The sequence below is a fragment of the Bartonella sp. MM73XJBT.G genome, from assembly GCF_028618435.1.
Lineage (GTDB): Bacteria > Pseudomonadota > Alphaproteobacteria > Rhizobiales > Rhizobiaceae > Bartonella.
In genome coordinates this window covers 297898-311957 of record NZ_JAQISW010000001.1, presented here as the reverse complement: position 1 = coordinate 311957, position 14060 = coordinate 297898, and the positions used below count along the sequence as shown (strand labels likewise).

Annotated in this window: 14 protein-coding genes; 7 read left to right on the top strand and 7 right to left on the bottom strand. The window is 38.1% G+C overall.

Features of this window, described 5'->3' with window-relative positions; genetic code table 11:
• The 6 genes from PVV59_RS01240 to virB11 all read left to right on the top strand — a co-directional run.
• Nucleotides 1–248 (top strand): type IV secretion system protein (locus PVV59_RS01240; RefSeq protein ID WP_342753205.1); only part of this gene is annotated, 248 nt, incomplete at its 5' end.
• A 242-nt stretch (nucleotides 249–490) separates the two neighbouring features.
• On the top strand, nucleotides 491–634 hold the full coding sequence (locus PVV59_RS01235) for a TrwH protein (protein WP_241439200.1): 144 nt from the start codon (nucleotides 491–493) through the stop codon (nucleotides 632–634).
• Nucleotides 631–1332, top strand: coding sequence for a virB8 family protein (locus tag PVV59_RS01230; protein WP_273754060.1), 702 nt, complete (start codon nucleotides 631–633; stop codon nucleotides 1330–1332). Before PVV59_RS01235 ends, PVV59_RS01230 begins: the two co-directional genes overlap by 4 nt.
• A 13-nt stretch (nucleotides 1333–1345) precedes the next feature.
• Nucleotides 1346–2152, top strand: coding sequence for a P-type conjugative transfer protein VirB9 (gene virB9, locus PVV59_RS01225; protein ID WP_273754058.1), 807 nt, complete (start codon nucleotides 1346–1348; stop codon nucleotides 2150–2152).
• Nucleotides 2152–3297, top strand: coding sequence for a type IV secretion system protein VirB10 (virB10, locus tag PVV59_RS01220; protein WP_273754057.1), 1146 nt, complete (start codon nucleotides 2152–2154; stop codon nucleotides 3295–3297). The genes virB9 and virB10 overlap by 1 nt, the downstream gene beginning before the upstream one ends.
• Entirely contained in the window at nucleotides 3272–4333 is a 1062-nt protein-coding gene (gene virB11 / locus PVV59_RS01215) for a P-type DNA transfer ATPase VirB11 (RefSeq protein ID WP_273754055.1), read from the top strand. Before virB10 ends, virB11 begins: the two co-directional genes overlap by 26 nt.
• Before the next feature lie 2649 nt (nucleotides 4334–6982).
• On the opposite strand, the gene PVV59_RS01210 is transcribed toward virB11, so the two are convergent.
• The 7 genes from PVV59_RS01210 to rimM all read right to left on the bottom strand — a co-directional run bounded on the left by PVV59_RS01210 (nucleotide 6983) and on the right by rimM (nucleotide 13106).
• On the bottom strand, nucleotides 6983–7762 hold the full coding sequence (locus tag PVV59_RS01210; RefSeq protein WP_273754054.1) for a succinate dehydrogenase iron-sulfur subunit: 780 nt from the start codon (nucleotides 7760–7762) through the stop codon (nucleotides 6983–6985).
• Between the two features lie 14 nt (nucleotides 7763–7776).
• Nucleotides 7777–9621 carry a succinate dehydrogenase flavoprotein subunit gene (gene sdhA, locus PVV59_RS01205; RefSeq protein ID WP_273754053.1) on the bottom strand — a complete coding sequence of 615 codons (1845 nt, stop codon included), beginning with the start codon at nucleotides 9619–9621 and terminating at the stop codon, nucleotides 7777–7779.
• 6 nt (nucleotides 9622–9627) lie between these two features.
• The gene (gene sdhD, locus PVV59_RS01200) at nucleotides 9628–10014 is read right to left on the bottom strand and encodes a succinate dehydrogenase, hydrophobic membrane anchor protein (protein ID WP_273754052.1); all 387 of its coding nucleotides are present in this window, start codon (nucleotides 10012–10014) and stop codon (nucleotides 9628–9630) included.
• 18 nt (nucleotides 10015–10032) lie between these two features.
• Nucleotides 10033–10434, bottom strand: coding sequence for a succinate dehydrogenase, cytochrome b556 subunit (sdhC, locus tag PVV59_RS01195; protein ID WP_273754050.1), 402 nt, complete (start codon nucleotides 10432–10434; stop codon nucleotides 10033–10035).
• A gap of 474 nt (nucleotides 10435–10908) precedes the next feature.
• Nucleotides 10909–11349: a 50S ribosomal protein L19 gene (gene rplS / locus PVV59_RS01190; RefSeq protein WP_273754049.1), complete on the bottom strand. Its 441-nt coding sequence runs from the start codon at nucleotides 11347–11349 to the stop codon at nucleotides 10909–10911.
• Between the two features lie 210 nt (nucleotides 11350–11559).
• Nucleotides 11560–12258 carry a tRNA (guanosine(37)-N1)-methyltransferase TrmD gene (gene trmD / locus PVV59_RS01185; RefSeq protein ID WP_273754048.1) on the bottom strand — a complete coding sequence of 233 codons (699 nt, stop codon included), beginning with the start codon at nucleotides 12256–12258 and terminating at the stop codon, nucleotides 11560–11562.
• 302 nt (nucleotides 12259–12560) lie between these two features.
• A complete protein-coding gene (gene rimM / locus PVV59_RS01180; RefSeq protein ID WP_273754046.1) occupies nucleotides 12561–13106 on the bottom strand; it encodes a ribosome maturation factor RimM in 546 nt (181 codons plus the stop codon).
• Between the two features lie 131 nt (nucleotides 13107–13237).
• On the opposite strand from rimM, the gene PVV59_RS01175 reads away from it, so the two are divergent.
• On the top strand, nucleotides 13238–14059 hold the full coding sequence (locus tag PVV59_RS01175; RefSeq protein ID WP_273754045.1) for a SapC family protein: 822 nt from the start codon (nucleotides 13238–13240) through the stop codon (nucleotides 14057–14059).
• Nucleotide 14060 lies beyond the last annotated feature (1 nt).

Genomic DNA, 14060 nt, shown 5'->3' with positions numbered 1-14060 from the left:
TAGCGCAGATCTTGAGCTATACATTCCTCTTCATACTCTTAGCAACCGTGTTTAAGCTAATGATGAATATCTTCTCAAACTATTTGAGCGATATGCAGGTCGATGCCGCACAAAATATAGGCTATATGTTTGGTGGTGCTCTCATCCTGTCCATTATATCCATCATGCTGTTACTCAAACTGTCAAATATTGCCAATTCTCTCGCAAAAGGAATCACTGTCGCTCATCTATGGAGATATAGAGACTAGATAATATAAAAAGCAGTGATTCTCGTAACGGATATTCCTTAATATCCGTAGGACAAAACAACCAGCTATCCAATCCTACAGTAAAAAATATTTACACTGAAATTGAGCTATTTTCATAAATTTAAAAATGAAATTAAAAAAGTAAAATAATTATACACTATGCACTTTACTTTATCATTAAAATTATAATAATGATAAAAAATGTTGGACTTTATTTAATTATCAAAAAGAGTAATATTAAAATGAAAAATATCATTCTTATGATTTTGATTGTAAATATATTATCGGCTTGTGCATTAGCGCCAAAGCTAAAACAACCAAATGATAGAAACCGGGTGCCTATTAATAAAACAATCCCTGCCGAGATTAAGCGAGGAGACAGATGAAAACAAAACAAGCAAAACCAGTGAAAGCCGAACAGCTTAGCAGTTATTATGAAGAAAGCCGCGGTCTAGAGCGGGATCTCATAAACGAATTTATAAGGTCGCGTAGAACGGCATGGCGTGTAGCAGGTGCTGTTGGTCTTTTTGGCTTATTCGGTATGATATGTGGCGTCATTGGGTTTTCTCAACCAGCGCCTACACCTTTAGTGTTACGCGTTGATAACACAACAGGTGCTGTTGATGTTATCTCAATTATGCGTGAGAACGAAGAAAGCTATGGTGAAGTTGTAGATAGATATTGGCTCAACCAATATGTACTTAACCGCGAAACTTATGACTACGATACCATTCAACTAAACTATGACACAACAGCACTTTTAAGTGCAGCAGCGGTTCAACAAGAATATTATAAAATCTATGATGGGGAAAATGCACGGGATAAAGTGCTTTCCAATAAGGCACGTATCACAGTTAAAGTACGATCAATCCAGCCTAATGGACTAGGTCAAGCAACTGTACGTTTTACGACTCAACAACATGACAGCAGCGGTGCAGCTACTGGGCCAAAGCAGCACCAGATTGCAACAATTGGTTATACCTATGTCGGTGCGCCCATGAAGTCATCTGATCGATTGCTTAACCCCCTCGGTTTTCAAGTAACAAGTTATCGTTCTGACCCGGAAATACTGTTGAATGATTAAGGAATTGATTGTTATGAAAAAACTTGCATTCGTTGTTCTATTATCTTCATTTTCTTCTCTTTATACGATACCTGTGCAGGCACTCAAAAGTCCATCAAATTCACAATATGATCACCGTATTCGCTATATAACATATAACGAAGCCGATGTAGTTCAAATTGAAACAGTTCTTGGTGTAGCAACACATATCATTCTTGAAGAAGGTGAACAGTATATCACTCATGCCTTTGGCGATTCAGAAGCCTATGCCTTTGCTCATAAAGGGCGGCATATCTTTATTAAACCAAAAGCAGAACTTGCTAATACCAATCTTATCGTTGTAACTGACAAACGGAGTTACAAATTCCGGCTACAGTTTCGAAATGACCGTGCGGGATCAACCTATGAATTGGCTTTCCATTATCCCGATTCAACCGATGAAAAGTCAGAGGAAAACCTCAGACGTCTTGCGATTGAACGTGGTTTTCACCAAAGCGTAAAGGGCTATAATCTCAGTTACACCATGAGCGGTCATCAAGATATTGCTCCCATCAATGCTTGGGACAATGGACGTATTACTTACTTCAAGTTTCCCGCTAACATGGATATGCCATCGATTTATGTCGTAGATGCTGAAGGGAATGAAAGCTTAATACCACGCACCGTTATCGGTAGTTCTAATGATATTATCGCCGTCCATAAAGTTAATCCTAAATGGCTCATACGACTTGGTAAGCGCGCTCTCGCTGTTTTTAATGAAGCCTATGACCCCAATGGTATACCAAACACGACAGGAACAGTATCTTCGGTGGTTTATCGCATCAATAAAGGAGGAAAATAATGTTTGACAATAAGAAAGGAGATGAAAAAGGTAGAAAACTGGATAATATAGAGCAAAAACATATTGAAGATGCCTATGGAAGCTCTGAACTAGGTTCAGAACAACGTCCAAAAATTCCAGGTGCCCGTGCATTGTTAATCGTAGGACTTATTATCATAGTAACGATACCGATTGCTCTAACTTGGAAAGCTCTTAAAATGAGTAGTACCGTAGAAGTTGAGGAAGACAAATCTCAACAAACGGTGCAGCAAGTTATACCAAGCTATACCCCTCGGATTATAGAAGAGCCAAAACCTGTAGAAGAAGTAGAAAAACCAATACAAACAGAAGAATCAAGCCTAGATATTTCACCAGCCTTGGCTAAACTTCTCCAAACAACTGTTCCCCCACATATGCTCCAAGATTCTGAAGAATTAGCGCGCAAACGTATGCTCAGTTCTAGTCTTAACAGTGGTGGTAGTGAAGGATCTACAGAAACAAACAATAAAGCCTCCAATGATAACAGTGGGGCATTAAATCTCCAACCTGTACGTTTGGGCCAATCACATGCGATGCAACTTCGCAACCGTGACCTCTTAATTACGCAAGGAACGCAAATAGATTGTACATTGGAAACAAAAATCATCACGTCACAACCAGGAATGACGACATGTCATTTAACACGGGATATTTATTCTACAAGTGGTCGTGTTGTTTTACTTGATCGTGGTTCTAAAGTCGTTGGTTTTTACCAAAGTGGCTTACAGCAAGGACAAACACGTGTATTTGTGCAATGGTTACGTATTGAAACCCCTTCTGGAGTTATTGTCAATCTTGACTCACCCGGTACAGGTCCTCTTGGTGAAGCAGGTATCGGCGGCTGGGTTGATAAACACTTTTGGGAGCGATTTAGTGGCGCAATTATGGTGAGTATCATCGGTGATTTAGGAGAATGGGTAAGAGGTCAAATTAATAAAAGTAGCAAAGAGAATAAAGAGAACGCACAATCTCAAGGAGCTCATAATGCTGAATCAGTAGTAAGTGATGTTCTTCAAAGTTCCATCAATATCACACCAACTCTTTATAAACACCAAGGCGAACGAGTGAATATTTTTGTTGCTCGTGATCTGGATTTCAGCGATGTCTACAGTCTCGTCACACGTTAACCCGATACAAAAAGATCAAGCAGTTTCTCAACTTTTGCAACCGCTTGATCGTTTCTTAGAAGATCCGAAGATCACTGAAATATCGATCTGCCGCCCCTGTGAAGTATGGACAAAAAGCTTCAACGGGTGGCAGGTCCATAGCGCACCTGAGCTAACAACAGCTTTTTTACAAACGCTTATTACAGCTATTATCGTTTATAACGGTATGGCTCCCAGAAGTATTAATTACGTGCTCTTGCCTGGTGGACAACGTGGTACAATTATCCAAACGCCAGCTGTCGTTGATGGTACTCTTTCCTTTGTGATTCGTAAGCATTCTCTTATCGTTAAGACGTTAGAAGAACTCAAAGAAGAAGGAACATTTGATGATTTTTCCGATGTAAGTTTTAACAAGCCTTCAGCAAAAGAAGCCAATAACTTGTTATCGAAGCAGGACTTCACGCGATTAGAACCATTTGAAGTTCAGCTCTTAAAACGTAAACGTGAGGGAAAAATTCTTGAATTTTTGGAAGAATGCGTCCTTTACAAACGCAACATCATCATTGCAGGCAAGACAGGATCTGGTAAAACAACATTTGCCCGCTCCCTCATTGAAAAAGTCCCTGTAGAAGAGCGGATCATCACGATTGAAGATGTTCATGAGCTTTTTCTACCCAATCATCCTAATCACGTAAATATGATTTATGGTAACAATGTGGGGCGTGTTTCAGCTGAAGAATGCTTAGATGCCTGTATGCGTCAATCGCCTGACCGAATTTTTCTTGCTGAATTACGAGGCAATGAAGCATGGGAATATCTCAATTCACTCAACACAGGTCATCCTGGATCGATTACAACAACACATGCCAACAGTGCCTTGCAGACATTTGAACGATGTGCCACCTTGATTAAAAGATCAGAAGTTGGCCGCCAACTTGAGATAGAAATGATAAAGATTGTTCTTTACACAACAGTTGACGTCGTATTGTTCTTTAAAGATAGAAAACTTTCTGAAATCTTTTACGATCCAATTTTTGCTAAATCAAAAATCGCCTAACAGAGGCTATCTTTTCAATAATAGCATACAGACAAAAAAAGCCGTAACCAATTGTTACGGCTTTTTCATTGAGCATCGTTCTCTTTGCCTCTCCAATGTATTTTCTGCACTCTTCATGACAAAAAACAAAATCGCATATGAGATTCTATCAATCATTCTTTCTATTTATCTTTTGAAAAGATATATTTAATGCAAAAAAAATTTATTTGCCTATCAATAAGAGCTTCATGAAACAGATACCAATCAACACCAATAATTATCGTCATCAAGACAAAAACTTATTTTAAGTGAGCAATAAACATGTTTTTTACCCAAACAATCTTCAGAAACAGAAAGCCTCATAATACACGATCATTCTGATTGAGCATTTATAAATCACATTTTATTCAAGAATAGAACGTATAGCGGCCTATCGGTTTCCTTCCTTAAACAAAAAAAGATTCTTATTCTACATCAACTTGTAAACAATAAAATTTCTCTAAAGAAAGCTTTGCTAACCATATCAGATGAGGTTTCATATTCCCACCCTCAAAAACAATGTCTATAAGCTATATAGGTAAATCCTACGCACGAATACTACCCTTTTCTCAATAGTTCAAAGAGCAAAAGTTCCGACAAGTAAAGATCTATAATTACACTTCTTAAAGCACCTAACATTGATTTATAAAGAGTGTTCATTGTCTTGTAAGTTGGATAAAAGATCTTAATATTACAGGGTTTTCTCATCCCAAATCTGTTTATATTGAATTAACCAAAACAGCTTGCTTGAATGTTACAAGCGAGAAATTCTGCGTGGACAAAAACTGTATAAGAAAGCATTAAAAATACCTCTTATGAACTATCTCAAACGCTCAGGACTTTAACAAAGTGTGTGATAATGCTGACTTGCTCCTTCATAAGCCTAAAAATGGTGGTGCTCTATAAATTTTATACTATTTCCATGAGGGCTTTATCGTTATCCCATTCACTGGCACCACCGAGAAATGGCTAGTAACAAGTGTGAGCAGTGTCTTTTAAAAACAAGCCCGTGAATTGGCAACACAAATGCATTCCTTTTGAGTCATTCTGTGTTGCATGAGGACCAGCCCATCTTAAAGAATATAAGAAACAAGCAAGCTTGATTTTTCACAATGATTTCTTTTTTTGTAACTGATCCTAGTCATATTCATGTGAATTCTCTATCATAATATATAAAAGAAACGGAATTAAAAGTCTGTCCCCATGGATTTCATTCTAGTTTACGGGATTGTCTAGCAGGCTTCACCAAACACTATTTCAAAGGAGAAAGATTTTTAACCCGCGCCGATCTGTAATCCATCTCCTTTCCTAGCAGATTTCACCTTTTAAACACTTTATAACCACATCTCAAATGAATGGTGTTTTACGGAATAACAGCATAAACACCCAAGCAATGAAAAATTATACCGTTAATATGTGGCGAACTTTCTTTCATGTGCAGAAATATTTCTTATACCGAAAAATAAAAAAAGCGCTTTGACAGCTTAAACAAATTTATTTAACCATATATGTAAGCAGCAATGAAATTCAGTAACCTAAAAATAGAAGTTAAACTTAGAATATTCTATATTTTTTATGGATAAAAACATATAAAATGAGGCTCTACAAATTTCATCAAAATAAAACACATTTTTTTGATGATTGAATTCTTTCGGCTTCAAACAAATCTACAAACATCACTTATTTTATATACACAATACATTTTTTTAAAATTTCGACGACCGTTTTCTAAAATTTTAGAGAAACTATAAACTTGATATTTTCTTAAAAATCTTTTTAAGCTCCCTAATAAATTAAAATCGTTTGATATCACGATAGTTTTAAACCACAGCCTTCCTAATTATAGGACATCGCAATAAGAGAGAGTGATTTTACATTCTCTAATTTTGAGAACTATCAATTTTATTTTTTATGCGACTAACAATGGAATCTCTGAAATACAATATATTCTTTAAATACTTTTAAATATATGTGATGGTGATATCAAAGCGCCCAATCACTAAATATCAGCAGTATTTTCGATATTATAATAAACGTATCGTAAAATTATAGACTATCGTCACTCATTTGTATTTTATTTGAATGAGTTACATACATTATAACGTTGATAGTATTCCTTGTTTTTTTATGCTGTATTGATATAAGCTAGCCTTCTTTTATAAAAAACGATCAATCAAATCATGCATTAAAATAAGAACTTTAATACGAATTTAATGAAAACAAAAACACATGGCATAGTGTTTTTACATAGAAGGCTATTTTAAGTATTTATTTTACCCACAAAACTTATGCCTTTTTAAAACAATAATAAATAATAATTGTGTTAACTATTTTATGAAAACCCATAAACTTTTAGAGATTAAATCTCAAGAAGGATAAAAAACACTATTTGCTGTGTTTTACTTTACTTTTTATGAATTAATCAACGGGATAGTATTTAATCATGAGTTTTTTCCAGCCATTAGCAAGGATTGCTTCTAAAAGAATAACTTGTTTTTAAGACGATGACTTCGCTTTTAAAATGATTATCGTTACGGCCTCCTTATAAGAAATCCATGCGCTTTTAGAGATTAATCTCCAAAGGCTATAGCATTCTCGCCTTAACCTTTATTTTCATGAATGAGAAACTCTTTAAAGGCGGCGTTCAACCATGAGTTTTTTAATTTCAGCAATTGCTTTTGCTGGATTTAATCCCTTTGGACAAGTCTGTGTACAATTCATAATCGTATGGCATCGATAAAGGCGAAAAGGATCTTCTAAATTATCAAGACGCTCACCACACATCTCATCGCGTGAATCAGCAATCCAACGATAAGCTTGAAGCAGGATGGCTGGTCCCAAATAACGATCACCGTTCCACCAATAACTCGGGCATGATGTCTGACAACAAGCGCACAAAATACACTCATAAAGACCATCAATTTTTTGCCGGTCAGAGTGACTTTGTAACCATTCTTTAGCAGGTTCAGGTGAAACGGTTTGCAACCAAGGTTCAATCACACGATGTTGTGCATAAAAACGCTTCAAGTCAGGAACCAAATCTTTCACCACCGGCATGGAAGGCAAAGGATAGACCTTAATGGGGTGTTTTACATCATCCATACCTTTGGTACAAGCCAACGTATTGAACCCATCAATATTCATGGCACAGGAACCACAGATGCCTTCACGGCAAGAACGACGAAGTGTTAAAGTTGGATCAATATGGTTTTTAATAAACAAAAGCCCATCAAGAATCATAGGACCACAAGCAGAACGATCCACATAATAGGTATCCAAATGTGGATTTTCCTCATCATCAGGCGACCAACGATAAACATGAAATTCTGTCAGTTTTGTCGCACCTTCAGGTTTAGGCCAAACCTTTCCTGGTTTTACTTGAGAATTTTTGGGAAGTTTAATTTGTACCATATTTCATTCTCCCCTTAATAAACCCGTTTTTTAGGTGCAATGCGCTTTAAATCGATTCCACCATCAGCTTCAGATGTTAGTGGATTCACATGGACAGGTCGATATGATAACGTCACCTTACCTTCTTTTGTCAAATGTGAAAGCGTATGTTTTCGCCAATTTTTATCATCACGCTCTGGATAATCTTCACGGGCGTGAGCGCCGCGGCTTTCTAAACGTGCTGCCGCAGAATGAACAGTCATTATCGCATTTGCCATGAGATTTTGAAGCTCCAAAGTTTCAACCAAATCAGAATTCCATATCAAGGAACGATCTGTGACTTTAAGATCAGACAATTCCCCCCAAATTTTATTCATCCGTTGACATCCCTGTTGCAAAGAACCTTCTGTACGGAAGACAGCAGCATCTTCTTGCATTGTGCGTTGCATTTTTTCACGCAAGACAGCTGTTGGTATCGCTCCTTGCGCAAAACGTAAACGATCAAAACGCGCCATAATTTCGTCAACAGCTTCTTCATTCAAAGGCGGAACTTCTGTATTCCGATCAATAACTTCACCCGCACGAATAGCAGCAGCACGTCCAAACACAACAAGATCAATCAATGAATTTGATCCCAAGCGGTTAGCACCATGAACAGAAGCGCATCCCGCTTCACCTACCGCCATTAATCCTGGTTGAATACGATCAGGCGAATCAGCTGTTGGATTGAGAACTTCCCCGTAGTAGTTGGTAGGAATCCCGCCCATATTATAATGAACCGTTGGAAGGATGGGGATAGGTTCTTTTGTTACATCCACCCCTGCAAAGATTCGAGCAGACTCGGAAATTCCTGGTAAACGCTCATGCAAGATTGCAGGATCAATATGATTGAGAACCAAATGAATATGATCCTTCTTAGGTCCAACGCCACGCCCTTCACGAATTTCAAGCGTGATACAACGCGAAACCAGATCACGTGAGGCCAAATCTTTAAAGGAAGGTGCATAGCGCTCCATAAAGCGTTCACCTTCAGAATTGATTAAATAGCCCCCTTCTCCACGAGCACCTTCAGTAATAAGACAGCCAGAACCATAAATCCCTGTAGGATGGAATTGCACAAACTCCATATCCTGAAGGGGTAATCCAGCCCGTGTGATCATTCCACCCCCATCACCCGTACAGGTATGCGCCGATGTCGCAGAAAAATAAGCACGTCCATAACCGCCGGTTGCAAGAACAACCATTTTAGCAGAAAAACGGTGTATTGTACCATCATCGAGATTCCACGCCACAACCCCAGTACAAACCCCATCGGTCATGATGAGATCGAGTGCAAAATATTCAATAAAAAATTGCGCATTATGCTTTAAGCTTTGTCCATAAAGCGTATGCAAAATGGCATGTCCTGTACGATCCGCTGCTGCACAAGTCCTCTGCACAGGTGGACCCTCACCAAATTGTGTCGTATGTCCACCAAAGGGGCGTTGATAAATTTTTCCTTCTTGCGTTCGAGAAAAAGGAACGCCATAATGTTCTAATTCATACACAGCAGCAGGGGCATTACGCACCAAATATTCCATTGCATCGGTATCCCCCAACCAATCAGACCCCTTTACGGTATCATATAAATGCCACTGCCAATTGTCAGGTCCCATATTTGAAAGCGATGCGGCAATTCCCCCTTGTGCTGCAACGGTGTGTGAGCGCGTTGGAAAAACCTTCGTGATACAAGCTGTCTTTAATCCTTGTTCTGCCATACCCAATGTTGCACGTAATCCTGCACCACCTGCCCCAACAACAACAACATCAAATTTATGATCTACAGTGCGATAAGGGGCGTTACCTGCTTTAGCGCCCAAAGATGATCTTGTACCCGCCATATTTGTTTACCCCCCTAATGCAATTTTCAAAAGAGAAAAAATAATGACACCACCCATGAAAAAACAAAATAAAATATTTAATGTCAAAAAGAATAACCGGAAGCCTTCGCGTGGGATATAATCTTCAATCACCACCTGCATACCAAGTTTCATATGATAAAGAACTGAAAGAGTCATCAGTACCATCAAAATAGCAACAATAGGATGTGCAAGCCTTGCACGCACAATAGTATAGTCCTTGCCCACAAACGAAAGAATAAGAACAATAAAAAATATCAAAAGCGGTAGATTGATAAACCCTGTCAAACGTTCTCGCCAAAAATGCTCTGTTCCCTCATGCGCGCTCCCCCGCCCCCGTACTTTTCCAAGTTCCGTTCGAAAATCTTTTTTCATGGCTCTTTTCACCCCCAGCTAAACAACGATATACCCAATAATCCAAATCGCAAAAGTAACAATAAGAGAAATAAACACTGTCGCCCAAGCAGTGACTGTTGCCTTTTCTTTCGCCAAAAGGCAAGGTTTCAGATCCCAAACAATGTGGCGAACACCACCAACCATGTGATGAACCCCTGCCAAGGTATAAAGAAACAAAATACACAATCCAAACCAAGAACTATAAATCTCGTGAACTGTTCTAAATGCTTCCTCTCCACACGCAATAGCACCTAACCAAACAGCAAGAAAAACCGTTCCAACATAAAGTGCCATACCCGTAATGCGGTGTGCAATGGACATGGCCATAGTAATTGTCCAACGATAAATACTTATATGAGGGGAACGTGGGCGCTCTTTTATCCTAGTTGTCTCTGTCATAAAATATCCTGACCTGGTTTTTTGCAACCGCAATGAACGAGAAAACTCACACAAAATGACCAAATATATTTCTCATTTTTACTTGTTTGGCATCTGAAGATACCGATTACAGGTCGGTTGTCTCAAATAACGGATTAAAGGTCACGCATAAAAAAAACCGATTACTCCACGGATATGATCCGCAAAACTTGCCTTAATCTAATACACTTTTATCTTAACGTCAAAGGTCTAACATCTTTTATCAAATATAAACAGATATTTTTTCAAATGATACTTATTCCGTTTGAATATCCACGACATGTGCAATGATACCCTGCACTTCACCTATTACTAAGAATAAAAAAGGGATAAAATTTGGATATATTAAACATTTTTATGTCTCCTCCTAGACTTTTAAATGACAAAACGAATCACTAAAGACACAAATAAGCGGCATAAAAGCCGCTTTTGTATAAAGTTCAACCGATATAATTTTTACTCAGAAACTTGTATTTCAACATCTGCGCTTACAGGCGGTGTCTCTACTTTCTCAACGCCCTTTTCACCCTTTTTTCGATAATCTCTCTTTTCAGCAATACGGGCGGCTTTACCTCTCAAGCCACGAAGATAATAGAGTTTTGCCCGACGCACTTTACCACGACGCACCAGCTCAACAGCTTCAATCAAGGGAGAATAAACAGGAAATACACGTTCGACCCCTTCACCATAAGAAATCTTGCGGACTGTAAAAGTCTCATTCAACCCACCGCCTGAACGGGCAATACACACGCCTTCATAAGCTTGAACACGCGTCCGCGTACCTTCCGTCACACGCACCATGACACGGACAGTATCTCCCGGTTTAAAGGCTGGAAATTGGCGCTTTTCTTCAATTTTTGCACATTGTTCAGCTTCAAGCTGTGCGATAATATTCATTTCTTTATCCTTCATGTTCTTTATCGAACAGTCAGAGCGCCCAACTCTTACCCAAAAAGCCTTGTTTTACGAAAAGATGCTCTTTAGGTTATGCCTTAACACAGGAGCGAATACACCATTCCTTCATTTTACTTTTGGAACTATAGAAAACCTTTTATTCAAAATTCTCTCAAAAAGAAAGTCATGCCATACACCACCTTATCCTATGAATCAAGTTTTCTGACGATTTTTATCATAACGCGCATAAAGATCAGGACGACGTTGACGTGTTAACAATTCGGCCTGTCTTTGACGCCAATCTGCAATCGCTTTGTGATGACCTGAGGTTAACACGGGCGGAATACCCCGCCCTTCGAAAAGAGAAGGACGCGTGTATTGGGGATGTTCCAGCAAACCATTTTCAAAACTTTCACACTTTGCAGAAGCTTGATTTCCCATTACACCAGGGAGAAGACGTATAATAGTATCTAAGATAACCAGTGCGGCAGTTTCACCCCCTGAAAGAATATAATCACCAATAGAGACTTCTTTTAATTCTCGTGCTTCTATGACTCGCTCATCAACGCCTTCAAAACGTCCACAAACCAGTGTTAAACCCGAATCACTAGCCAAACTCCGCGCATAAGCTTGGTCAAAAGGGCGCCCACGTGGACTCATCAATAATCTTGGCGAATCCTGTGGACAATAATCCAGCGCAGCTGCTAAGACATCCGCCCGCATCACCATACCAGCCCCCCCACCAGCGGGTGTATCATCAACGCTATGGTGTTTATCCAAAGCAAAATCTCTAATCTGCACTGTCTCCAGTGACCAAATTCCGCGTTCTAAAGCTTGCCCTGCTAAAGAATATCCTAAAAAACCAGGAAACATTTCAGGATAAAGAGTTAAAACGCGCGCCTGAAACTTCATTGTTATTTTTTCATCCTCATTTTATTCAACAAACTCTTTTAAGTCAAAATAGCATAAGCAAAATCAATATAACGCTATAGCGTTAATTAGAATCTTCTTAACCTGTGACCTGTTCAACACTGTACTTTTCGTACTTACACTTTCAAAAAAGACTCTAAAACTCAGGAATATTTTGAGATAAAATGCTACAATATCTGCTCAAAATGTTCTCTTAATCTTTTCATACTGTTCACTTTTTATTGACAAAATTCACCAGTTATTTTTCACTTTCACCTTTATTTTCATAGATTCAAGCCATTTCTTTACTGATCATTTTCTCTCCCATCACTAAGGCCAGCGGCCATGGGATCAACAATAAGAAAACCAGAATCCATACAAATTTCTGGTACCGCTACCTTACTAAAGGGAATAAGCACTCTTTTGCCTGTATTCAAACCTATTTCAAGCAAATCACCAGCCCCAAAATTATAAAAACCACATACTTTTCCTAAGATTTTTCCCCTGTATTCTTGAACACGCAAGCCTATTAAATCAACTTGATAAAACTCATCCTCATCCAAATCATCAATTAATTGATTACGCATCACATAAAGGCGAATTCCTTTTAAAGACTCAGCATCATTACGATTATCGATCCCTTTAAAACGCACAATGGCGTTATTTTTTTGTGTGCGAAGAGTTACAATTTCATAAGAACGCCCCATATCATCATAAAGAGTCCTGTAAGACTTAAAACGTTGTAGCTCGGCACTTAAAATTTTAACAAAAACATCTCCTCTTATACCGTGAGGCACACCAATAATGGCAAGATAGACTTTATTTTTAAGCTTTTCTTTATTATACTTCATGAAAAAACATTATCTCTCAAAAATGAACCATCAATTTTAATCATTTCTACTCAATCTTGTTGCCATATAAGACAATCTTCCCAAAAGACCTTTCTTGGTAACAAAAACAAATTAATAAAGGAGAAAGTCTTATGGCAAATATTATGCTATTTTACAAAGATATCACGCCAATCAACAAAGTTTCACATAAAAATCTAAAATTTGCGCCACCAAGTGATATGTCTTTTGCCAAAGATACGCACTGGGTTCCTTTAGCCAGTACTGAATATTTTCAAGCAGCCCTAGACTATCCTATTTTATTTATGTGCGCTGAAGATGAACAAAAAAAACGGCACTATACATCCGCCGCTCTTGTTGGTCTTTCTAACGACGAAAATGACTATATCTCTTCTGATAAAAGTTGGAAAACCAATACTTATGTTCCGGCTTTTGTTCGTCGTTATCCTTTTGTTTTAGCACAAATTAGCAATGAAAAAGAACTTTCTGTTTGCTTTGATCAACAGTCAGGAATGTTTAATGAAGTTGCAGGAACAGAACTTTTTAATTCTGATGGCTCTATTTCTCCTTTTATGGAAGAACGTATTCATTTTCTTGAAAGTTTTAAAATCGCGATGGAGAAAACCTCTGAATTTATTGATGCTCTTGTGGAAATGGATCTTCTCAGTCAAAAATCAATCAATGTGAAAAACGATAAGGGGCTTTCAGCGCAATTGGAAAATTTTTGGGTTGTTGACGAAGAAAAATTGAATAAATTATCAGCCAGCCAACTTGCCAAACTTCATAAAAATGGCTTTTTAGGATTAATTTTTGCGCATTTAATGTCAACGCATAATCTTTTAAAAATACTCTCTCTTAAAGGTGAAAAACAACTTATCAATCGTGAAGAGCAACCTGAAAAGAAGAATGGTCACGTCGACGATAAAAAATCTACAAAGAAAGAAACTCTCAACTAGA